This is a genomic window from Roseateles sp. YR242 (assembly GCF_900109745.1).
Classification (GTDB): Bacteria; Pseudomonadota; Gammaproteobacteria; order Burkholderiales; family Burkholderiaceae_C; genus Roseateles.
Genome location: NZ_FOAV01000002.1, coordinates 491,491 through 511,971 on the forward strand (window position 1 = coordinate 491,491; position 20,481 = coordinate 511,971).

Genomic DNA, 20,481 nt, shown 5'->3' on the forward strand with positions numbered 1-20,481 from the left:
CTTCTCCAGGCGGTCGCTGACCGTCCTCGATGGGTCCACGGCGGAAGGGGCCGAGCTTGGTGGGCGAAGGATAGTTCATGAGCGTGGCGGTTGGCGTTGGGGCGCGTCACCCAGCCGCTCCACCACGAAGTCCACAAAGCTGCGCAACTTCGCGCTGGGCCGGCGCTCGCCCAGCCGGACGATGGCCACCGCCCGGGACGGCAACGCCCAGCCTGGCAGCAAAGGCACCAACCGACCAGCCGCCAAGGCTGGCGCGAGCAACACGTCCGCCTGCACCACCACGCCCATGCCGGCCACGGCCGCCGCGAGCAGGGCTTGCCCGTTGTTGGTGGCGAACGGGCCGCGCACCGGCACCTGCACGGTTTCCGTGCCGCGGGTGAAGCGCCAGGCATGGCTGCGGCCCCAGGCCGAGAAGCCCAGCAAGGCCTGCCCCTCCAGCTCGGACGGGTGCCTGGGGCGCCCGTGCCGCTTCACCCAGGCCGGGCTGGCCGCCACCCACATGTGGGAGGCGGCCAACGGCCTCGCAATCAGCGAGTCGTCATGGGTGGGGCCCATGCGGATGCCGCAGTCAAAGCCCTCTTCGGCCAGCTCCACCACACGGTCGTTGAGATTGAGGTCCAGATCGACGTGGGGATACCGCGCCACATAGTCCGCCAGAACCGGTGCCAGACGGGCGGCACCGTAAGACACCGGTGCCGTGATGCGCAGGGTGCCATGCGGCTCTGCCTGCAGGCTTTCCGCCACGCTGTCCGCCGCACGGACGCTGGACAGCACCTCGCGGGAGCGCTCCAGATAGGCCGCCCCCAGTTCGGTCAGCCGTTGGCGGCGGGTGGTGCGCTCCAGCAACCGTCCACCCAGCTGCGCCTCCAGCGCCTGGATGTATTTGCCCACCATCACGGGGGAGAGGTCCAGTGCTTCGGCAGCAGCCGTGAAACTCCCCTTCTCCGCCACGGACACCAACACCTCCATTGCGCGCAGCTTATCCATATTCCTAATCTGAAGTTCGTGATCAGCTTACCGCCGTTGCATTTATCGAAGCATCGATTATCAAAACAATCAGGGCTTCCGTATTTGCATGAAGGAGTCAGACCATGAAGATTCTGGTGATTGGTGCCAGCGGCACGGTGGGTCGGGCGGTGGCGTCGGCCCTCGCGCAGCGGCATGAGGTGCTCAGCGCAGGCCGCGAGCATGGCGACTATCGGGTGGACATCACGCGGGACGACAGCGTCGAGGCACTGTTCAAGGCCACCGGGCCGCTGGATGCGATTGTCTCGACCGCCGGCGCGTTGTTCTTCGGACCGCTCGGCACCATGCGGCCGGTGGACTTCGAGGTGGGCCTGCAGAACAAGCTGCTGGGCCAGGTGCGGCTGGCGCTGCTGGGTCAACATGTGCTGCGCGACGGCGGCTCCATCACGCTCACCACCGGCATCGTGGCAGAAGAACCCATTCGGCATGGCACCAACGCCAGCGCGGTGAACGCTGCGGTTGAGGGGTTTGTGAAGGGCGCAGCCATTGAGCTGCTACGAGGCCAACGCATCAACGCCATCAGCCCAACGCTGCTGACCGAATCACAGAACGCCTACGGCGCCGTCTTCCCCGGCTTTGAGACCGTCCCGGCGGTGCGTGTGGCGCAGGCGTATGTGCGCAGCGTCGAAGGGGCGCAGACGGGGCGGGTCTATCGCGTCTGGCAATGAGCCTGATCGGCAGTTCTGGTCGGTAGTTCTGGTCGGCAGCCCTGATCGGCAGTCCCGATCGGCTCACCGTCGATTCGTGACATTCATCACGAACTGAAATCATGCACCGCAGCACTGCGCCGGTCTCAATCCCCCCGAGGGGTGAGCCAATTGGGTGAACCCACCCATAGCCCCTCGGCCCTTTCACTGACAGAATCCCTCACAACAATAATCTCAGCAACGATTTGAGGGAGTCTCCATGTCGGGAACCGTGGACCAACGTTTTGCGCCGCCCGAGGCGCATGTGGAAGACCTGGCACCTGCCACTGGCACGCCGGGGCTGGCCGGGCGTGGCACGCGGCTGCTGGCGGTCATCATTGATGGCCTGATCCTCGCCGCGCTGCTCTGGGTGATCGGCAAGATCCCGGGCCTCCCCAGCGGGATCAATCCGTTCGCTGACAGCAACGAGGACTGGAGCGGCTGGAACCTCATTCCCAACATCGTCAGCTTTGGCGTTTTCGTGCTTGTGCAGGGCTGGCCGCTGGTCAAGCGCGGGCAGACCCTCGGAAAGATGATCTTCAAGCTGCGCATCGTCCGCACCGATGGCTCACCCGTAGAGGTGTGGCGCATGCTGGGGCTGCGCTACGGCATCGGTTATCTCGTCAACGCCAATCTGGTGCTGTCGGGGATCTTCGGTCTGGTGGACTCGGTGCTGATCTTCCGTGAATCACGCAAGTGCCTGCACGACAACATTGCGGACACCCAGGTCATCAAGCTCTGAACGTGCATCCCGCCGCTACCGCCCAGCGCATCGACACGCTGGCGCAGGTTGAAACGCCCGAAGGCATCGTGCTCTCGCTGCGGCCCGCCGGGCTCGTGGCCAGAACCATGGCCTTCATGCTGGACCTGTTGTTCCGCATGCTGATCGACATGGCCCTGGCCTTGCTGCTGGGCTCGCTCGGCCGCCTGGGCGGTGGGCTGTTCCTGATCGGCATGTTTTTGGTGGAATGGCTCTACCCCATCGTGTTCGAGCTCACCCGCTCGGGTGCCACGCCCGGCAAGCGGGCGCTGGGGCTGCGGGTGGTGATGGACACCGGCCTGCCGGTGACACCGGCAGCCTCGGTCACCCGCAACCTGCTGCGCGTGGCCGACTTCCTGCCGCTGGGTTATGCCTTTGGCATCATCACCCTGCTGCTAAACCGCGAATGCAAGCGCCTGGGTGACCTGGCCGCCGGAACACTGGTGGTCTACACCAAGCCCGTGGTGCTGCATGACCAACCGCCTGAAGCCGCCAGCCTGGCACCGGCACGGCCGCTGAGCCAGCAGGAACAGGCGGCCATCCGCTCCTGGGCCGGGCGGGCCAGGCGCCTCACGCCGGAGCGCTTTGAAGAACTAGCCCTGCTGGCCGCGCCGGTGCTGCCGGTGCCCCCACCGGATGAGCCCCGACGCAGCCCTTCCGAGCGCCTGATGGGCGTGGCGCAGTGGCTGATGGGAAAGCGCACATGACCCCGATTCGCTTCGAGGCGGAATACGGCGCCATGTGGGATGCGTTTGCCGAGCAGATCACGGTCGCCCAGCAAGGCAGGACCGTGGACGGCGCGCTGCTGGCCGCGCGCTACCGGCGTGTATGCGAGCACCTGGCGCTGGCCCAGTCCCGCGCTTATCCGATTCATCTGGTGGCGCGGCTGGAGACACTCGCGCAGGACGCCCATCAGCTCGTCTACCGTCGCCAGGATTACGGCCTGGCCGCACTGGGCCGCCTGCTGAGGGTGGAGTTGCCCGGCGCCGTGCGGGCGCAGCACCGGTATGTGTGGTTGGCCTTTGTGCTGTTCACGCTGCCGCTGGCTCTGTCCTTTGCGCTGGCCTGGCACAGCCCCGACTTCGCCCTGCGGGTGCTGGAAGCCACTCAGCTGCGCAACTATGAGTCGATGTATGGCGACGGCCGGGAATCGATCGGCCGCATTCGCGAGGCCGCCAGCGACTGGCAGATGCTGGGCCACTACATCTTCAACAACATCGGCATCGGCTTCCGCTGCTTTGGCGCCGGCATCCTCGCCGGTGTGGGCAGCGCCTTTGTGCTGGTATTCAACGGCCTGCAGATCGGCGTGGTGGCGGGGCACCTTCAGCGTGCCGGCCTGGGCCACAACTTCTGGCCCTTCGTGGCCACGCACTCGGCCTTTGAACTGACCGGCATCGTGCTGTCCGGCGCGGCCGGCCTGCGCATGGGGCTGGGCTGGCTCATGCCCGGCCGGCTCTCGCGCGTGGAGGCATTGAAGGCCGCCGCCCGAGCGGCCGTGCCACTGGTCTACGCCGCGTTCTTCCTGTTGCTGATTGCGGCCGGCTTCGAGGCGTTCTGGTCCTCCGCCGCCTGGGTGGAGCCGTGGGTGAAGTTTGTGGTGGCCAGCCTGTGCTGGGCCCTGGTGCTGCTGTGGTTGTGCCTGATGGGCCGAGGGAGTGTTCATGCGCGTTGAAGGCCTGGCCGTCACGCTGCGCCCGCGCAGCCAGAGCGAGGCGTGTGACCTCGGGCTGGCGCTGGTGCGTGGCCAGGCGAAGTCAATCTGGCGCTGCTTCGCGCCCGTGCTGCTGGCCGTGGCGGCTGTGGCGCTGTGCACGGTAGACATCGCCGGCTGGTTGCCCGTCCTGATCGTGTTCTGGCTCAAGCCCTGGCTGGACCGTGGCCTGCTGTTCGTGATGTCGCGCGCCGTGTTTGGTGAAGCCACGCGATGGGCCGATCTGTGGCGCGCACGGCGGCAAGTGTTCGGCGGCCAATTCTGGCGGACCCTGCTGTGGCGGCGGTTCTCGCCGTGGCGCGCCTACACCCAGCCAATCGAGCAGTTGGAGGGCCAGACCGGCGCTCGCCGCCGCAAGCGCACCAAGCTCCTGCTCAATGAGAACCGTGGCGCAGCCACGGCGCTGCAGGTCGCCTTTGTTCACGCTGAAGCCGTGCTGAGCTATTCCGTGCTGGCGCTGGTGTGGTGGATGGCGCCGGAACAGAGCCGGTCCGGCGTGTGGGACTGGATCATCAATCCCGAGGCGCATGCGGCGGGCCAGCTGGGTCTGGATCTGGTCGTTTCGTGCGCGTACGTGCTGGTGGTGCTGTTCCTGGAACCCTTCTATGTGGCGGCCGGTTTTGCCATGTACCTGAACCGGCGCGTGGTGCTGGAAGCCTGGGATATCGAGCAGGAGTTCCGCCGTGCGTTTGCGTGACGTCCTGTTGATGGTCATGGTGCTGTGGGCGGTCCAGGCGCAGGGTCAGACCAGCGCCTCGGCGCCGGCTAGCGCAGAGGCGGCAGAGGTGGCAGAGGCGGCAGAAGTGGCCGAGGTGGCGGAGACTGCCGCCGCCGCATCGGCGCCGGCCATCAGCGCCAGCGCCGTGCGGGATGCGGTGGAGGCCGTCAAGGCCGACCCGCTGCTGCCCGGCACCCAGCCCCAAAAATACCTGCGCTTCAAGACGTCCAAGGACAAGGACAAGAACGAACGCGAGCCCAGCAGTGGTGCCCGCTGGTGGACCGAACTGCTGGCCAACCTCTCGACCGGCCTGCGGGTGTTGATGTGGCTGGCCGGCGCCGCGCTGCTGATCTGGGTGGTGCTGCGCGTGCGGGACTGGGTCCAGTTGCGCAGTGGCGGCCCCAAGGTGGCTGCCGTGCCGCCCACCCATGTCGGCTCGCTGGACATCCGGCCAGAAAGCCTGCCCGCTGATATTGGCGCCGCCGCGCGCGGGCTGTGGCAGCGCGGCGACACGCGCGCCGCCCTGTCGCTGCTGTACCGGGGCGCACTGTCGCGGCTGGTGCACGGCCACGGTGTGCCGATCCGCGCGGCCAGCACCGAAAGCGAATGCCTGGCGCTCTCCGCCACGCGCCTGGGGCCTGCGTCCCAGAGCTTCCTGGTGCAACTGGTGACGGGCTGGCAGCTGGTGGCCTATGCCCGCCGCGACATGCTGGCCGGAGACTTTGAACAGCTGTGCTCGGACTTCGACACCTGCCTGCCTGCAGGAGCTGCGCCATGACGCGCGACCGCTTGTGGTGGGGACTGGCCCTGCTGGCGCTGGCAGCCAGCGGCTGGTGGCTCTCCGCCAACACCGAGTGGGCCGAGCGCAAGGTGCCCCGCGGGGCGACCGGCGAGGCGCGGGAGAACCCCGTCTATGCCTTTGAGCAGCTGATGCGCAAGTTGGGCCTGCAGGCGGTCCACCATGACACGCTGGACCCGATGCCGCCGCCCCACGCCCGCCTGGTGCTGCTCACCGATGACTGGAGCCTGGTGCCGACGCGTGCCGAACGCCTGCACCAGTGGGTGTTGCAAGGCGGCCACCTGGTGCTGCTCCAAGGGACGGACTGGGACGCAACCGATCTCGGCGACTGGGTGCCCGTGGACGCAATCAACGTGAAGGAGCGGCTCTTCCCGATGCCTGCCTCGGCGGCGTCCGCGGCCCAGCCCAAGCCGGCCGCATCGGCAGCAGAGAAAGACGACGAGGTTGGCGACGAAGACGAGGACGAGGACGTGCTGCCGACAGCGGTTCCCGACCATGGCAAGGCCACTGCTCGTCCCGCCCAGCCGATGCTGTCGGACGGTTTCGGCCAATACCGGGCCTGCGGCATGTTCCACTGGGGCGTGCGGCTGAAGCTTCAACCCGGCACGGCAACCCCCACCTGGCAGCTGAACCAGGGCCCCGGTGCACAGGGCCTGCGACTGGCGGTCGGCGAGGGCAGCGTGACCGTGCTCAACAGTTCCGGCTTCGCCTTCCAGAACCGCCAGGCTCTGGAATGTGACCACGCCTTGCTGCTGAGCGCCGCCTTGCAAGCCGAACCCGGGGCCACCGTCTGGCTCTACCTCAACGAAAAGCGCGAATCCCTGGTGCCCTGGCTGTGGCACAGCGGCTGGATTGCGGTGGTCTTCGGCGCGCTGGCGCTGCTGGCTGCCCTTTGGCGCGGCGCGGTGCGCTTTGGCCCGCAACTGGCGCCAGCGCCTCGCCTGCGCCGCTCGATCTCGGAGCAGGTGCGCGGCCTGGGGTCCTACCTGCACCGCCATGGCAGCGAAGCGCTGCTGGCGGCCCAGCAACGAGCACTGGATGACACCGCCACGCGGCGCCTGGCCGGCTACAGCCGCCTGCCGGTGCATGAGCGCGCCCAACGCATTGCCGAGGCCACCGGCACCTCGCAGCCAGAACTTTTTGCTGCCCTCTCCGCCCGCTTCTGCACCCGCGCGGAGCTGCCGCAGCGCCTGCAGTTGCTCGAATCGGCCCGACGCCGTCTCCAAAGAACCCACGACGAAAGACATCCGCGATGATCAAGCCCGAGGAGCTCAAGCTCGCCACGCAATGGCTGCACGCCCTGCGCCAGGAAATCAGCAAGGCCGTGGTGGGCCAGGCGCCGGTGGTGGAACAGCTTCTGGTGGCTGTGGTGGCCTCCGGCCATGTGCTGGTGGAAGGGGTGCCTGGACTGGGCAAGACTCTGCTGGCCCGGGCACTGGCCCAGGCGGTGCGCCTGCAGTATTCGCGCCTGCAATTCACGCCGGACCTGATGCCCGCTGACGTCATCGGCCACAGCGTGCTCGACGACACCGGCGCCGGCCTGGGGCGGCTGCGCGTGCGCAAGGGCCCGGTCTTCACCAACCTGCTGCTGGCGGATGAAATCAACCGCGCACCGGCCAAGACCCAGAGCGCCCTGCTGGAAGTGATGCAGGAATTCCAGGCCACCCTGGAAGGCCAGACGCTGGCGTTGCCCCGCCCCTTCATGGTGATGGCCACACAGAACCCGGTGGACACCGAAGGCACCTACCCGCTGCCCGAGGCCCAGCTGGACCGCTTCCTGCTCAAGATCCTGATCGGCTATCCCACCCACGATGAAGAGACGGCCGTGGTGCAGCTGGTCACCACCGGACGTGCCGGCCATGAGCTGCCGCTGGAGGCGGTGCAGCCGGTGCTGGACGACGTGCAGGTGCAGGAACTCCAGCGGCTGGCAGGTGAGGTGCATGCAGACACCAAGGTCATCGACTATGCCGTGCGCGTGGTGCGGTCCACCCGCCACTGGCCCGGCATCGAGATGGGTGCCGGCCCACGCGCCAGCGTCGCCCTGGTGCGTGCGGCACGTGCCGTGGCCCTCATCAACGGCCGCGATTTCATCACCCCGGATGACGTGGCGCGGCAGGCGCTGGCCGTCCTGCGCCACCGCGTGACGATGGCGCCGGATGCGCAGATCGAAGGGCGTGATCTGGACGACCTGCTGCAGGCAGCCCTGGAGAGCGTGGAGGCGCCGCGGCTCTGATGAACACTGCCAGTCGCGTCATCCTGCCCACGCGGGCCAGCATTGGGGTGCTGGTGGCGGTGGGGCTGGCCTTCACCGCTGCCCTGTCGGTGGGCGCGCCCCTGGGCGTTGCCGCGCCGGTGGGCCTCGGGTTGCTGGCCACGTTGCTGCTGGCTGCTGCCGTGGACCTGTGGCGCAGCCTTCGCCTGTGGGCACGTGATGGCGTTCGGGTAGAGCGCCATTTGCCGGCTGCCCTGGCCATTGGTGCGCCCACCGAGCTCAAGCTGGACCTGGTGAATGCCGGCCCGCTGACCTGGCAACTTCAGGTGTTTGACGAGCTGGATCCGCTGCTCGACTTCGAAGGCCTGCCCAGGACACTCAGCGTGGCCGCCCAGACGCGCAGCGCCGTGAACATCCGGGTCACGGCACGCGAGCGGGGCGTGGTGCAGTTGGGGCGCACGCAGTTGCTCTGGCGCACCCGTGGCGGCATCTTCGAAGTGCGAAAGACCGTGGGCGAGGCCCACAAGCTGCGCGTGTATCCCAACTTCGCAGCCCTGGCGCGCTATGCCTGGCTTTCCGGAGACCGCCGGCTGGCGCAGATCGGCATCAAGGACTTCGTCCAGCGTGGCCAGGGCACGGACTTCCGGCAGCTGGCGGAATACCGCCGTGGAGATCCACTTCGCCATCTCGACGTGAAAGCCTCCCTGCGGCACCGCAAGCCCGTGGTGCGTGAGTACCAGGATGAGCGCGACCAGTGCGTGATGTTCCTGCTGGACTGCGGCCGGCGCATGCGGGCGGACGAGCAGTCGGACGGCCAGCGTGGCGCCAGCCACTTCGACGACGCGCTCGACGCCATGATGCTGCTGGCCTATGTGGCGCTCAGCGAGGGCGACGAGGTCGGCGCCATGACCTTCGGTTGCGAGGCTGGCCAGCGCCGCGACTGCGCGCCGCGCAAGGGCATGGCCACGCTCAATGCATTGATGAACCGGATGCATGACCTGCAGCCCGGTGGCCACCATTCCGACTACCTGGCGGCGGCGGAGGACATGTCCCGCCGGCTGCGCCGCCGCTCGCTGATCATCGTGCTGACCAATTTCCGGGACGAGGATTCACCGGAGCTTCAGCCGGCCCTGCGCCTGCTGCGCCGCCGCCACCTGGTGCTGCTGGCCAGCCTGCGCGAGACCGCTCTGGGCAGCATTGCCACGCAACCGATCACCACGACGGAAGACGCGGTGGCCGTGGCCAGCGCGCATCTGCTGTCGCAGGCCCGCCAGGACGCCTTTGCCCGCGTGGTGGACCACGACCGGCTGTCCATCGACGTTGAACCGCGCGCACTGGCCGCCACACTGGTGAACCGGTATCACCAGGTGAAGCGCTCCGGACTGCTTTGATGATTTCTTGACGAGGAGGAACCCATGATTGAACCTGCACTGAATCAGTACGCACCGCCCACCGCCATGGTGGCCGATGTGGCCGCCGAGCACGAAGGCACGTCGGAACTCAACTACTTCTCCGCCAATGGCCGAGTGGGTCGGCTGCGCTATCTGGCGTATGTCACTGGCGCGTCGCTCATCCATGCCGTGGTGGCGGGGCTGTTGACCCTGGTCTTCCGTGGCTCGGTGCTGGCCATCGTGGTGAACACCGCGCTCTACCTTGCGTTGTTCGCATTCACCATCGTCACCGGCATCAAGCGCTGCCATGACATGAACATCAGCGGCTGGTGGTCGGCCACCTTCTTCATCCCGCTCATCGGCCTGGCCTGGATCTTCTGGCCGGGAACTCAGGGTCCGAACCGCTTCGGTCCACCGCCCCCGGCCAACACAACGGGCGTTCGCGTCCTGGCCCTGGTGTTGCCCGTCATCTTCGTCATCGGCGTCCTGGCAGCCATTTCGATTCCCGCCTACATGAACTACATGAAGAAGGCGCAGGCGCCACAGCAAGCGTCGCAGCAGCAGCCCTGATCTGCGCATCGTCTGGCTGGCTCTCGCGATCCGCCCTCGCCACCTGCCCTCGCCACCTGCCCTCGCTGTCCGCCCTGGCCATCCGCCCTGGCACGCAGGTTCGGCAACGGTCGGGCGGTGTGAGGGCATCTCGGGGCCGATCGCCGACATCCGGCCTTTTCGCCGCAGTCCGGCGCGCTGCATAACTGATAAGGTTCACAGTCATGCAAGAGACCGCCCCCGGGCCCGACCTTATGAACCAACCGTTCCCCCACGCGACTCGCGAGCCCCTGGTCCAGATCGGCGCATTCCCCGCTGAGCACCAGGCGCGCATTGATCAGGCCTATCGCCCGGTCACGCTGGACCAGGCCCTGGCCGATGAATCGCTGAGGACCTCGGTCCGTGGCCTGCTCATGCGTGGCAACGCCAAGGCCGACCCGGCCCTGATTGCACGGCTGCCGGCGCTGAAGATCATTTCCAACTTCGGCGTGGGTTATGACGGCGTTCCGCTGGCGGCCGCACGCGAGCAGGGCATTGTGGTGACCAATACGCCGGGCGTGCTGGACGCAGCGGTGTGCGAGCTGGCCGTGGGCCTGCTGCTGGGCCTGCTGCGCGAGATCCCGCAGTCGGACCGGTTTGTGCGCGAAGGCCAATGGACCGGTGGCGCCTATGCGCTCACCACCAGCCTCGAAGGCCTGCGTGTCGGCATCGTGGGGCTGGGCCGGATCGGCAAGGGCATCGCTCGGCGCTTGGAGCCTTTCGGCGCGCGGATCGCCTATGGCGGCGGCCGGCTGCAGCAGGACCTGCCGTGGCGCCACGTGGGCGGCGTGATTGAACTGGCCGCGGAGTCGGATGTGCTCATCCTGAGTTGCCCGGGAGGAGAAGCCACGCGTGGGCTGATCGACGCACGTGTGCTGGCAGCCCTGGACGATGGATGGCTGGTCAACGTCTCACGCGGCACCGTGGTCGAGGAGCCGGCGCTGATCCAGGCGCTGACCAACGGCCGCCTGCGCGGTGCGGCGCTGGATGTCTTCGACAAGGAGCCGCTGGGTGAATCCCCGTTGCGGCGCCTGCCCAAGGTGTTGCTGTCGCCCCATGCCGGCTCCGCCACGCATCAGACGCGTGACCGGATGCTGGCGCTCGCGCTGGAGAACCTGCGCGAGGTGCTGGCCGGCAGGCCGGCGGTGACCGCCGTGCCCCTGTAGTTCAACGGTCCGGCGGTTCAAGCCGTGGTTATGGCTTCGCAGCCGCCTTCAGGTTGAACATCACCCACTCCGGGCGCATGTTGAAGCGCACCGGATAGATGCTCACGCCCAGGCCGCTGGTGATGTAGACCTTCTGTCGGCCCACGTTGACCCAGCCATACGTCTGCGTGCGTGGCCATCCATGCGGCGCAACGATGGAGCCGTAGAAGGGGATCCACACCTGCCCACCGTGGGTGTGACCGGCCACCGTGAGGCCCGTGCCCTTGGGCAGAAGGCGGGCGCTGGCCGGATCGTGCATGAGCGTCAGCGTCTGCGCACCGGCCGGGACCCGGCGCATGGCCTGTGCCGGGTCGCTGTGACCGGTGACCCGGTCGCCAATGCCCACCACCCAGAGCGCGGTACCGGGCAGTGGCGCGGACTCATTGAGCAGCACCGTCACGCCCGCAGCCTGCAGGGCCTGCGTGAAGCGAGGGCCGTTGGTCCACCAGTCGTGGTTGCCCAGGACGGCATAAACCCCGTGCGTCGCCTTGAGGCCGCCCAGCACAGCGGCGATCTGTTCCGGTGTGGTGCCATCCTCGCCCTGGCCCGACATGAAGTCGCCCGGCAGCAGCACCACATCCGGTTGGGCCGCATTGATGTCCTGGACGATGGCCGTGGCGCGTTCGACGGTCATCACGCGCTGGATCGCCTCATGGCCGATGTGCCAGTCGGACGCCACGGCGACCTTCAAGCCCTGTGGCCCCTTCCAGTCGGGCACGGCCACGTCGATGTCGCGATGCGCGACCCAGCGGGGTTCGATGAGGATCATCCAGGTGGCAAGCAGGGCCAGGATGAGCAGGAGAACAAGCACAAGCTTCAGCAGCCTGCGGAGCCAGCGGAACAGGAAAGCGATCATGCGGGATGGCGGCGGAGACCGGGTCTCCAGAGGTACAGCGCGAATGCCGAGGTTAACCCATCGGCATCCGCGAGCACCCCGCCCGCTCGCTCAGCGCCGGGGCAGCCGGTCGAGGATCCACCACGAGTGCGGCCGGCCGGCATAGACCATCAGGGAGCCGTCGGGCCTGGCCGCCACATAGGCCAGGTTGAATCCCACCTCCATCGGCTCCCGGTTGGCAAAGAGCGTGTACGCCAGCGGCGTGGCTTGCAGCGTATCCACGAGGGTTCCGGAGGAATCCAGCCGTCGGAGCACCTGGCTGAAGCTCTGGGGCGCATAGTCGCGTATCCAGAACGTCCCGTCCGGCTGGAACACCAAGGTCGGCCAGAGATCACCGAAGGTCTGCGTCGGGCTCGCGCCAGTGCCCCGAACGGCCACAGGCGTGAGTGCACCATCGGCCGCGACCAGGTAGAGGTTGTACAGATACCCCATCACCAGCTGCCCGGACGGGCTGACCGCCAGCGACGCACCATAACGCTCCGGCATCGTCGTCAAGGTCACCACGCGTCCGTCGGGCGTGATGCGCGCTAGGCGCTGATAGTCGTCCATCACATAGACCACGCCATCGGTCGACACCGCCAGGCCACTCAGGTTCCGGAACCGTGCCGCGGCGCCCACCCCATCCAGCGGTGCGCCCGAGGTGACCGACCCTGCCAGGGTGGTGATGCTGCCGTCCACCGCCGCACGACGGCGGACGGCGCTCTGGCCGTCCAGGAAGTACAGGTTGCCGGACGCGTCCGTCGCCACAGAGGTGGCCCAGCGGATCCTGGCGTCACCCGACGGGCCATCCACCATCAAGCCCTGGCTGGAAGCCGGCATCACCGGCAGCGTGGACGGGCCACTCCCCACGTAATACCGATACAGGCCGCCACGATGGCTGAAAAAGATGTCGCCGCGCTCGTCACTGGCGATGCCGTATTCGGGGTAGACCTCCGACGTACTCGCTGTGGGGGGCGGAAACACCTCATCGGCTGCATCCTGGCGACGCCCGGCCACCACGTTGTAGAGACCGTTGGTCAGATCCACCTGATAGATCAGGCCGTTGTACGCACTGCTGACCCAGGCGGTATTGGGCCCCGTCACAATCAGGCGTCCGCCAGGCAACCCGGTGGCCACGGTACGGATGGTGTCGTCCGGCGCGATGCGGCGCACGTCGCCTAGCCAGCTCATGTACACACTGCCATCGGCGGCGAGTGCCAGACCTTTGCCCCAATAGTAGGAACAGGCATTGGTGTTGTCCGGCGTTATCCAACTGTCCGCATAACGCTGAACAGTGCTGACCACGCCGTCCACCGCGATCTTGCGCACGCCATAGCAGCTGTCCAGCACCAGGATCTCCCCATTGGGGCGGACCGCCAGGGCCGAGATGTAGGCAAAGCGCGCCTGGGCCGCAGGGCCATCCACCCAGGAAACCTGGGGGCGACCTGCGACGCCTGCAACGGTCTGAATCCGGCCGTCCTTGATCCGGAGCACTCGCCGGTCTTCAGCGATGTAGACGGAGCCATCCGGGCCCGTGGCCAGGTCGGTGATGAAATAGCTTCTGTTGAGGCTCGGCGGTTCATCGGAGGGCAGCGACGCCAGGGCTTGCGTCTTCACGCTGCCATCGGGCGACACCGTGCGCAGCAAGCCGCCGGATCCCGTTGTGTACAGCGTGCCCGATGCATCGATGGCCAGGGACCTGGCGCCGGTGTCGAACTGAGCGGCTTCGCCCACCCCGTCCACGGTCCCGCTGACCCCACTGGCGCCCGCAAAGTTGCTCACCGTGCCATCGGGGGCGATGCGACGGATCACATAGTTGTTGGCATCCATGATGAAGGTGTTGCCACGGGCGTCTCGCGCCATGCCATCCGGATAGCCATACAGGGACAACGGCCCGTTGTTGCTGGACCCGGTGCCACCGAAATTGGCCTGGACGTTGCGGACCGCAATGTCCGCCACCTTCAGGGTGCGACGCGCAGACACGGTCCGGTCATACGGATCCGTCATGGTCAGTTCAACCGAATAGTTCCCTGCAGACAGGAAGCTTCGGGTGACGGCCGGCGTGGTGGCCACCTGGCCGTCGCTGAAGGTCCAGCGGAATCGTGTCCCTGCGGGGATCGCCTTCAGTGTCCAGATGCCGGGTTCGACGTCAGGCGCGAAACGCACCAAGGCGCCCGGCATGAGGGGCGTTGTCGCGTCGGAGGCGGCGGTGGTCTTGATGTCCAGCGTCAACAGCCTGGGGCGGACGGTCTGGACGAAGCTCAGTACGACCTTGTCGCCTGCAGCACCAGACAGGGTCGCCTTGACGTTGAAGTCGCCACCGCTGGCGTAGGCGTGCGTGATGGTGCTGGGCTCGGCGGTGACAGTGGTGGTCACACCATCACCGAAATCCCAGGTAACGGCCAGGAGCGAGCCCTGACCGGTCAGTTTGAACACCACTGCGTCGCCAGCGGCGGGCACACCACCATTGGCCAGGGCACCGGTGCCGGTGAACTCACCCAGCGGCTTCGATGCAGAAGGCGGCTCGGTAGAGGTGGGTGGCGGAGATGAAGAGCCCGAATCGGCGCCTCCGTCACCCCCGCCGCCGCCGCATGCACTCAGCAGGACAAGCGCAGCGCAGCTGGCCATCTGGCGCCAGCCCATCAAGACTCGAAACATGAACAGGTTCTCCCTCAGGCATCGTCCGCTCTGGGCAGCGTCCTGTGGACGTGTCGGCGGCGCGAAATCGTGTCGGGATTGTTAACCAATTCATGGGGTGAGCAGGGACTTCATCCCCCAACCGGGTGAGATCGTGGGGCCACGTCTTGCCATTGATACCGGAGCCAGCGCCGCAGAGGCCGCCAAAGCGCCTGGTTACGGCCAACCGCTCAGATCACCTGCACGCCAAGACCGGTGATCAGATCCGCCGCCTGATCCATCGAGATGATGCTGCCCTTCAGGTGCTGCCCCAGGTCACCTATCTGAAGCTGCCCCAACTTCGCCCGGCGCAGGTCCGCCCCGACAAACTTGGCGTTCTTCAGGTTCGCGTTGGCCAGATCACAGTCAATCAGCACCGCATCTGAAAAATCACAGCCCGACAGGTCGGCACCGGTCAGGTTCAGCCCCACCACCGTCAGTTTCCGGAAGGAGATGCCACGCAGTTGCGCACTGACCACCAGACTCTCCCGGATGCTCATGCCCAACGTCCGTGCCTCCAGGAACTTGGCTCCCGTGAGCTTCACCTCCACAAACGTGGCGCCGGACAGCTTCGCCCGCGTCCAGTTCGTGTTGTTCAGATCGCTGTTGCTGAACCTGGCATCCGTCAGGTCCGCCAGGGCGAGATCCGCACCAGCCGCGCGGCAACGATGCCAAGTGGTGCCCGCCAGACAGGCGCGCTCCAGCCGCGTCCCCACGAAACTGCAATTTCGGAATTCTGACCCGCGCAGGTCCATCGCCTCAAGGTCCGCCTCGTCGAATACGCACGCATGGAAGACATGAGGACCCGCGGCTCCCTGAAGCAACTGCGCCAGTTGATCCCGGCTGATCTCCTGGTGCTCAACGGTGGCCGGGCTGACTGCAGACATGACGGAATCCTGGGCGAGAGCTGTGGGAGGGCGCTACTCTAGACGCCCGGACCCTGCCCCCGCTCCAAGCCCTTGGAGAATTGCAAGGGCTTGCCAGCCCGCAGTTGACGCCTCCGTCAGGCTGTGAACAACTTCCAGGCGGTTCAGAGACCACCGCCCTCCGAACGCTTGCGCCCGGTCACCATGGCAATGGGTGAAGCGCCGCGTTGCGCTTTGACGGTCAGGCCTGTAGGAGCTTGGCCTTGACGGAGCCGCTGGCCTGCGCCACCTGTGGCGTCAACAACACCTTCGGCAATCTGTTGGCCAGCGGCACCCGATGGTTCGACGCGGCTGTTGATTGGGCCGTTAGACGCCACTGAGTACGAGGCTCATGCGCTCGGCTCGAGCCTGTCTTATCGCCACCCGGCCTCATGGCCACAGGAAGCCTCCGAAAGATTCTCGATGAACGTACGCAAGTTCTGGACGCAATTGCATTGGCTGCTGGGGATCTCCGTCGGCTCGCTGTTGCTGCTGATCGGCCTCAGTGGCGCCGTGGTGGCCTTTCGGGAGGAAGTACTGCAGGCGCTCAATCCGGCCACCGGCCGGGTGGTGAAGCGCGACACGCCGCTCATGACCCCGGACCAGTTGCTTCACGAATGGGCCGAGCAGCGGCCCGGCGAGCGGGTCGGCACGCTCACGCTTTACGCCGAACCCGAACTCCCGGCTCGCCTGGTGCTGGAACCGCGGGCCGGTGAACGGCGGGGCGACACGCTGTTCGTGAACCCCTACACAGGACTCCTGCTGGAGGAACGCTGGGGGCAGCGCTTCTTCGAGTTCACCGAATCCCTGCACCGCTGGCTGCTGCTGCCGCGCGAGCCCGGGCGAGTGGTCACTGGCTTGCTGGCCATCGGGCTGTTGATCCTCTCGCTGTCCGGGCTGTATCTGCGTTGGCCGCGGCATTGGAAGGACCGCCGCACCTGGTGGCACATCGACACCCGCCTGCGCGGCCGCGCGCTGTGGCGCCGGCTTCACCTGGTGGCCGGTACGGCCTGCCTGGTGCTTTACCTCGCATTGACCACCACTGGCATCTTCTGGGCCTTTGATGGTGTGCGTGACCCGGTCAGCGCCTGGCTCGGCGAGCCCCGACCCGCCAAGGCTGAAACGCCGAAGAAGGCTGGCCCCAAGGCCGACGGCGCTGGCGAGGTGTCACTGGCGACCGCATGGACGAGCTTTGGCCGCGCCACGTCGGCAGAGGGCTGGAGCGAGGTGATCATTCGCGTGCCCACCCAGGCCAAGGCACCGATGCTGTTCACCTGGCTGAACCGCTCCCCCGCCCACGAGCGGGCGCGCAACCGCACCACTGTGAATGCGGCAACGGGTGAAGTCATGAAGGACGAGCGCTTCGCCGCCAAGCCGCTGGGCGGCAAGATCCTGGCCGCGATCTACCCCCTGCACATGGGCACGCTGCTGGGCCTCCCCGGGCGACTGGCGATGCTGGCCGCCGCCTTGATACTGCCCGCCTTCACCATCACCGGTTGGTGGCTCTATCTGGACCGCCGCAAGCTGAAGCGGGCGGCAGAGGCCAAACGTCAAGGCCTGCGCGCCACCGCCTGAGAAACTGACCCATACAAGTCGATCACTGGTCTACTTCAATGGCCCGCGGCCGTCTGTCCACAGCTTTGTGACAGTCTTCTTCAGCACGTCCTCAACTGGCACTGGGTTTCGCAGGCACACGCCGGCGTGACCAGGTGGACCCGCACGGCCTCACCGCACTGCTGGTGCTGTGGATGGCCGTGGTGGTGGTGTTCTTCTCACTGCCGCAATCGACTGGTGGGCTGCGTCCTTCCCGCGGTGCCCCCCATCGCCGGACTGGTGGCATTGGCCTGGGCCCGCCTGCAGCCCGCCTCCGCGCTGATGCAGCGTTGGGCATGGGTCAGCCTGGGGGTGGCAGCGGTGCTGGGCGTTGCAGCGGTGGCCGCCTTGGCGGTGTCCCCGCTGCACAGTACCCGTGAACTGGCGGAGGACCTTCGTCGTTTGCGTCAGGGCGACGAGCCCGTCGTCATGCTCCGCCGGTTCGATTACGACCTGCCGCTGTATGCCAGGCTGAAGTCCCCGGTCCGGGTACAGAGCGACTGGAACGCGCCGGAGGTCCTGGCGCGAGACAACTGGCGCAAGGAGCTGGCGGAAACGGGGCACTTCACCCCCGGAGGCCCGGCAGGCCACCTCATCGACGAGACCGCACTGAAAAAGGTTTTGTGCGGCGGGGCGTGGCGCTGTGGCGCGTGGTGCCGGCGCAGCTCGATTGCGGGCCGTCGCGATGAATCATGACGTGATGAATGAAGAGGCAAGCTCCAGTCCGGACCAGCATGGCGGCGCACCCACAAGGCTGTGCGTGTGTGCCGATGCTTTCGGTCTGCATCCATCCGTCAATGACGCGGTGCTGCAACTGGTGGCGCAAGGTCGGCTTCAGGCGACCAGTGCGATGGTCGGCGCGCCGGCCTGGCTACCGGGGGCTGCCGCACTGAAGGCCCTGGAACCGGAGTGATCTGTTGATGTGCCACCCTGCGGCGAGTCGCATCGACGGTGACGCCATTGCCGATGCGCGTCGGCGTGAATTCTTGGTGTGGGCCGATCCCGCCATGCATGAAGCGTTGAAGCAGCGCGATGTGCAGCTGATGCCGATGAGCGTGTGGCTGCAACAGCGAAGCACCATTCGCGCGGCTGCCTGAGCCGGGGCCGGGCGCCTACTGCGGCACAGGCGCCGCATCCAACCGCTTGGCCAACAACCGCCACCGGGCGGGTGTTGCCACGAAGGCGCTCAGGCGCTGCGCGGTATCGGACAACGACGACGCCGTCAGAAGATTGCCGCTGGCGATTTCCTCGGCTTCCTTGGCGGAGCGGCTCACGTCGGCCATGGCGCCGTCCATCTGCTGCACCGCCACGGACTGCTGCTGCGTCGATGAAGTGATCTCCCTGCTCGCGGTCTCCGTGAAACGCACCCGCTCCACGATGGTCCGCAAAGTGTTCGCCACCTCTGCGAAGCGCTTGACACTCTCATCCACCGCCTTGGAGCCACCTTCCGTGGTCATCACCGTCGCGTTGGACGCGTTGCGGATCAGTTCCAGCCGGCGCTTGATGTCGATGGCGTCCGCCTGCATGGTCTTGGCCAGAAGCCGGATTTCGTCGGCCACTGTCTGGAATCGCTCCCCGGCACTGCCTGCCCCCGCCGCTTCGATCGTGGCATTGATGGCCAGGATGTTGGTGCGTGCCGCCAGTGACTCCATGGTGCCCAGCACCCCCTCGGCGTCCTGCACCGATTTGCCCAGCCGAAGCATCTGGTCCACCACGTGGTCAATCTGCACGCGCAGCGCCTGAACCGTCGATTGCGCCTGCTCGGCTGCGAGCCCGCCCTCCAGGGCGGCATGGGTGCTGGCCATCGCGACCTGCTGCACCTCGGTGGACCGGCGGGCGATCTGTCCTGCAGCTGTCTGCACCTCGTGCAGGGTGGCACTGAGTTGCACAGCCGCCGTGGCCGTGTGCTGGCTGGAAAGGGCCTGTCGCCCTGAAGACGCCGTCAATGCCCGGGATTGCAGGGCCACTTCATCCGCCGCAGTGCCGACGGTGCGAGTCAGCAAGCGTTGCAAACCGATCCACACCGCCAATACCAGCACCAGCCCCATGCCGGTCCCGGCCATGGCGCTGGTCTTCACGAAGGCCGTGGTCTTGTTCATCGCCAGCGCGGCGGCATCGAGTTCGGCGGCCTGGCCCCGCTCAAGCTCACTCAGCCGGCTGCGGAGCCCTTCCATGAGTTGCCGGCCTTCGGCGACCTTGGCTGATGCCATGACGGCATCGAGCGACGCGCCCGGGCGTTGAGCGATGCGGGCGTCATAGAGGTCGAACAGCATCGAAACCCCACGCTGTACCTCGGCCAGTTGCCGTCCGCCTGCGGCCAGGCTGGGGCGCTCTTGCAGCCAGGCCAGCCCCTGCCGTACCGCAGTGGCCGCCTGTTTTTCAGGCACCAGATAAGCCCGGTCGCCGGTGAGGAGGAACCCGCGCTGGGCCGTTTCGGTGGCCGTCAGGGCAGTTGAAAGGGCGGCGATGGCCCGCACGTCCTCCTGTTCGTCGGTGACCTCCAGGTTGGACTGCTCCATGAGGAAGGCGCTGCGCACGGCCAGACCGCCCATCACGCACAAGGCCACCGAGGCGACTGCAAAGCCCAGTCCCAGGCTCCGTCCGTAGGTCTTCATGGCTGCCCTTCTGCCTCGTCGCCGCGTTGGAGGGGTCACTGCCCGGGGCGTACGTCCCCGCCGTGCCCGGCAAGACGTTGCTGCGGGCAGGGGCAACGGGCCAGTACCGTTTCGGGAGGGCAAAGCGGGCACCTGCCCGGATTTTGGACACCCTTTGCGTTTGTGCGCTACCATGGCCCGATAGACCGTGAGGTTGTCAAACCGGCGCTTTGTCTCGTCCGATTCCATCGAACGTGGGCAAGTCCTCGCCTTGATCGCTTGGCGCATCTGCTCCCGCCACATGTCGTGGCGTGAAACGCGAGGAGTCCTGCGATGTCCGTCCAGATATCTGCCGAGTTGAAGCTCGAAGCGCTACGTGACGCCCTGCGTACCAGCGTTGAAGCATTGCAGCGACGCCGCGCCAGCGAGATCCCCGAGCTCCTGATCGATCGACTTGTCCGCCTGGATTGGCTGGAATGGAATGGTGGGACCTTGCGCCTGACCACGACTGGCGAGAACATCTACAGGCGCGAAGTCGCTCAGCGACGAGCCAGCGCCGACATTGACACCCCACGCTGACCTGAAGTTCAAGAAGGAAACCGCGATGGCCACCAAGCCCAATTACCAGTTCGAAAAACGCCAGCGAGAAATGGCGAAGCAGAAGAAGAAGCAGGAAAAGGCCCAGCGCAAGGGGTCGCCCTCCCCCGCCGAACAGGCCGGAGGCGCCAAGGAACCGAGCTGAG

General features: G+C 66.8%; 22 protein-coding genes. 17 read left to right on the forward strand and 5 right to left on the reverse strand.

What is annotated here, in order from left to right; genetic code table 11:
- Positions 1-75: 75 nt before the first annotated feature.
- Positions 76-987, reverse strand: coding sequence for a LysR family transcriptional regulator (locus tag BMY53_RS05820; RefSeq protein WP_092944571.1), 912 nt, complete (start codon positions 985-987; stop codon positions 76-78).
- A 104-nt stretch (positions 988-1,091) separates the two neighbouring features.
- On the opposite strand from BMY53_RS05820, the gene BMY53_RS05825 reads away from it, so the two are divergent.
- The 11 genes from BMY53_RS05825 (at position 1,092) to BMY53_RS05875 (ending at position 11,057) form a co-directional block, all read left to right on the forward strand.
- Positions 1,092-1,694, forward strand: coding sequence for a short chain dehydrogenase (locus tag BMY53_RS05825; protein ID WP_092944573.1), 603 nt, complete (start codon positions 1,092-1,094; stop codon positions 1,692-1,694).
- Between the two features lie 238 nt (positions 1,695-1,932).
- Complete coding sequence (locus BMY53_RS05830) at positions 1,933-2,454, forward strand: RDD family protein (protein WP_092944575.1); 522 nt, start codon at positions 1,933-1,935, stop codon at positions 2,452-2,454.
- 2 nt (positions 2,455-2,456) lie between these two features.
- A complete protein-coding gene (locus BMY53_RS05835; protein ID WP_255370048.1) occupies positions 2,457-3,179 on the forward strand; it encodes an RDD family protein in 723 nt (240 codons plus the stop codon).
- On the forward strand, positions 3,176-4,144 hold the full coding sequence (locus BMY53_RS05840) for a stage II sporulation protein M (protein WP_092944577.1): 969 nt from the start codon (positions 3,176-3,178) through the stop codon (positions 4,142-4,144). The genes BMY53_RS05835 and BMY53_RS05840 overlap by 4 nt, the downstream gene beginning before the upstream one ends.
- Positions 4,134-4,880: a hypothetical protein gene (locus BMY53_RS05845; RefSeq protein ID WP_092944579.1), complete on the forward strand. Its 747-nt coding sequence runs from the start codon at positions 4,134-4,136 to the stop codon at positions 4,878-4,880. The genes BMY53_RS05840 and BMY53_RS05845 overlap by 11 nt, the downstream gene beginning before the upstream one ends.
- The gene (locus BMY53_RS05850; RefSeq protein ID WP_143073932.1) at positions 4,867-5,679 is read left to right on the forward strand and encodes a DUF4129 domain-containing protein; all 813 of its coding nucleotides are present in this window, start codon (positions 4,867-4,869) and stop codon (positions 5,677-5,679) included. Before BMY53_RS05845 ends, BMY53_RS05850 begins: the two co-directional genes overlap by 14 nt.
- Positions 5,676-6,956, forward strand: coding sequence for a DUF4350 domain-containing protein (locus BMY53_RS05855; RefSeq protein ID WP_092944583.1), 1,281 nt, complete (start codon positions 5,676-5,678; stop codon positions 6,954-6,956). Before BMY53_RS05850 ends, BMY53_RS05855 begins: the two co-directional genes overlap by 4 nt.
- Entirely contained in the window at positions 6,953-7,933 is a 981-nt protein-coding gene (locus BMY53_RS05860; protein WP_092944585.1) for an AAA family ATPase, read from the forward strand. The genes BMY53_RS05855 and BMY53_RS05860 overlap by 4 nt, the downstream gene beginning before the upstream one ends.
- A complete protein-coding gene (locus BMY53_RS05865) occupies positions 7,933-9,303 on the forward strand; it encodes a DUF58 domain-containing protein (RefSeq protein WP_092944587.1) in 1,371 nt (456 codons plus the stop codon). Before BMY53_RS05860 ends, BMY53_RS05865 begins: the two co-directional genes overlap by 1 nt.
- A 24-nt stretch (positions 9,304-9,327) precedes the next feature.
- On the forward strand, positions 9,328-9,873 hold the full coding sequence (locus tag BMY53_RS05870) for a DUF805 domain-containing protein (protein WP_092944589.1): 546 nt from the start codon (positions 9,328-9,330) through the stop codon (positions 9,871-9,873).
- A 233-nt stretch (positions 9,874-10,106) separates the two neighbouring features.
- Positions 10,107-11,057 carry a 2-hydroxyacid dehydrogenase gene (locus BMY53_RS05875; RefSeq protein ID WP_092944591.1) on the forward strand — a complete coding sequence of 317 codons (951 nt, stop codon included), beginning with the start codon at positions 10,107-10,109 and terminating at the stop codon, positions 11,055-11,057.
- Between the two features lie 28 nt (positions 11,058-11,085).
- Here BMY53_RS05875 and BMY53_RS05880 read toward each other — a convergent pair whose 3' ends face one another.
- From BMY53_RS05880 to BMY53_RS05890, 3 genes are all read right to left on the reverse strand, one after another.
- Positions 11,086-11,952, reverse strand: a complete 867-nt coding sequence (locus BMY53_RS05880) for a metallophosphoesterase (RefSeq protein WP_092944593.1) — start codon at positions 11,950-11,952, stop codon at positions 11,086-11,088.
- 90 nt (positions 11,953-12,042) lie between these two features.
- On the reverse strand, positions 12,043-14,628 hold the full coding sequence (locus BMY53_RS05885; protein ID WP_092944595.1) for a PKD domain-containing protein: 2,586 nt from the start codon (positions 14,626-14,628) through the stop codon (positions 12,043-12,045).
- A gap of 209 nt (positions 14,629-14,837) precedes the next feature.
- On the reverse strand, positions 14,838-15,533 hold the full coding sequence (locus BMY53_RS05890; protein ID WP_092944597.1) for a pentapeptide repeat-containing protein: 696 nt from the start codon (positions 15,531-15,533) through the stop codon (positions 14,838-14,840).
- A gap of 441 nt (positions 15,534-15,974) precedes the next feature.
- On the opposite strand from BMY53_RS05890, the gene BMY53_RS05895 reads away from it, so the two are divergent.
- The 4 genes from BMY53_RS05895 (at position 15,975) to BMY53_RS25865 (ending at position 18,241) form a co-directional block, all read left to right on the forward strand.
- Positions 15,975-17,126, forward strand: a complete 1,152-nt coding sequence (locus BMY53_RS05895; RefSeq protein WP_092944599.1) for a PepSY-associated TM helix domain-containing protein — start codon at positions 15,975-15,977, stop codon at positions 17,124-17,126.
- A 216-nt stretch (positions 17,127-17,342) separates the two neighbouring features.
- Positions 17,343-17,840 (forward strand): hypothetical protein, encoded by a 498-nt coding sequence (locus BMY53_RS05900; protein WP_177200741.1) that lies wholly within the window; start codon positions 17,343-17,345, stop codon positions 17,838-17,840.
- A 4-nt stretch (positions 17,841-17,844) separates the two neighbouring features.
- Complete coding sequence (locus BMY53_RS05905) at positions 17,845-18,057, forward strand: ChbG/HpnK family deacetylase (RefSeq protein ID WP_177200742.1); 213 nt, start codon at positions 17,845-17,847, stop codon at positions 18,055-18,057.
- Positions 18,058-18,064: 7 nt separating this feature from the next.
- Positions 18,065-18,241 carry a hypothetical protein gene (locus BMY53_RS25865; protein ID WP_177200743.1) on the forward strand — a complete coding sequence of 59 codons (177 nt, stop codon included), beginning with the start codon at positions 18,065-18,067 and terminating at the stop codon, positions 18,239-18,241.
- A 15-nt stretch (positions 18,242-18,256) separates the two neighbouring features.
- Here the strand turns inward: BMY53_RS25865 and BMY53_RS05910 are convergent, their stop codons facing one another.
- On the reverse strand, positions 18,257-19,759 hold the full coding sequence (locus BMY53_RS05910; protein ID WP_177200744.1) for a HAMP domain-containing methyl-accepting chemotaxis protein: 1,503 nt from the start codon (positions 19,757-19,759) through the stop codon (positions 18,257-18,259).
- A 312-nt stretch (positions 19,760-20,071) separates the two neighbouring features.
- Between BMY53_RS05910 and BMY53_RS05915 the strand changes: the two genes are divergently transcribed.
- Positions 20,072-20,317 (forward strand): hypothetical protein, encoded by a 246-nt coding sequence (locus tag BMY53_RS05915; RefSeq protein ID WP_092944607.1) that lies wholly within the window; start codon positions 20,072-20,074, stop codon positions 20,315-20,317.
- Between the two features lie 25 nt (positions 20,318-20,342).
- Entirely contained in the window at positions 20,343-20,480 is a 138-nt protein-coding gene (locus BMY53_RS25870; protein WP_177200745.1) for a hypothetical protein, read from the forward strand.
- The last annotated feature ends 1 nt before the right edge of the window (position 20,481 follow it).

Bases quoted from the DNA above. Each gene is read 5' to 3' on its own strand.
- BMY53_RS05820 (WP_092944571.1), bottom strand. From the start codon at position 987: ATGGATAAGCTGCGCGCAATGGAGGTGTTGGTGTCCGTGGCGGAGAAG.
- BMY53_RS05825 (WP_092944573.1), top strand. From the start codon at position 1,092: ATGAAGATTCTGGTGATTGGTGCCAGCGGCACGGTGGGTCGGGCGGTG.
- BMY53_RS05830 (WP_092944575.1), top strand. From the start codon at position 1,933: ATGTCGGGAACCGTGGACCAACGTTTTGCGCCGCCCGAGGCGCATGTG.
- BMY53_RS05840 (WP_092944577.1), top strand. From the start codon at position 3,176: ATGACCCCGATTCGCTTCGAGGCGGAATACGGCGCCATGTGGGATGCG.
- BMY53_RS05845 (WP_092944579.1), top strand. From the start codon at position 4,134: ATGCGCGTTGAAGGCCTGGCCGTCACGCTGCGCCCGCGCAGCCAGAGC.
- BMY53_RS05855 (WP_092944583.1), top strand. From the start codon at position 5,676: ATGACGCGCGACCGCTTGTGGTGGGGACTGGCCCTGCTGGCGCTGGCA.
- BMY53_RS05860 (WP_092944585.1), top strand. From the start codon at position 6,953: ATGATCAAGCCCGAGGAGCTCAAGCTCGCCACGCAATGGCTGCACGCC.
- BMY53_RS05865 (WP_092944587.1), top strand. From the start codon at position 7,933: ATGAACACTGCCAGTCGCGTCATCCTGCCCACGCGGGCCAGCATTGGG.
- BMY53_RS05870 (WP_092944589.1), top strand. From the start codon at position 9,328: ATGATTGAACCTGCACTGAATCAGTACGCACCGCCCACCGCCATGGTG.
- BMY53_RS05875 (WP_092944591.1), top strand. From the start codon at position 10,107: ATGAACCAACCGTTCCCCCACGCGACTCGCGAGCCCCTGGTCCAGATC.
- BMY53_RS05880 (WP_092944593.1), bottom strand. From the start codon at position 11,952: ATGATCGCTTTCCTGTTCCGCTGGCTCCGCAGGCTGCTGAAGCTTGTG.
- BMY53_RS05885 (WP_092944595.1), bottom strand. From the start codon at position 14,628: ATGTTTCGAGTCTTGATGGGCTGGCGCCAGATGGCCAGCTGCGCTGCG.
- BMY53_RS05890 (WP_092944597.1), bottom strand. From the start codon at position 15,533: ATGTCTGCAGTCAGCCCGGCCACCGTTGAGCACCAGGAGATCAGCCGG.
- BMY53_RS05895 (WP_092944599.1), top strand. From the start codon at position 15,975: ATGAACGTACGCAAGTTCTGGACGCAATTGCATTGGCTGCTGGGGATC.
- BMY53_RS05905 (WP_177200742.1), top strand. From the start codon at position 17,845: ATGAATGAAGAGGCAAGCTCCAGTCCGGACCAGCATGGCGGCGCACCC.
- BMY53_RS25865 (WP_177200743.1), top strand. From the start codon at position 18,065: ATGTGCCACCCTGCGGCGAGTCGCATCGACGGTGACGCCATTGCCGAT.
- BMY53_RS05910 (WP_177200744.1), bottom strand. From the start codon at position 19,759: ATGAAGACCTACGGACGGAGCCTGGGACTGGGCTTTGCAGTCGCCTCG.
- BMY53_RS05915 (WP_092944607.1), top strand. From the start codon at position 20,072: ATGTCCGTCCAGATATCTGCCGAGTTGAAGCTCGAAGCGCTACGTGAC.
- BMY53_RS25870 (WP_177200745.1), top strand. From the start codon at position 20,343: ATGGCCACCAAGCCCAATTACCAGTTCGAAAAACGCCAGCGAGAAATG.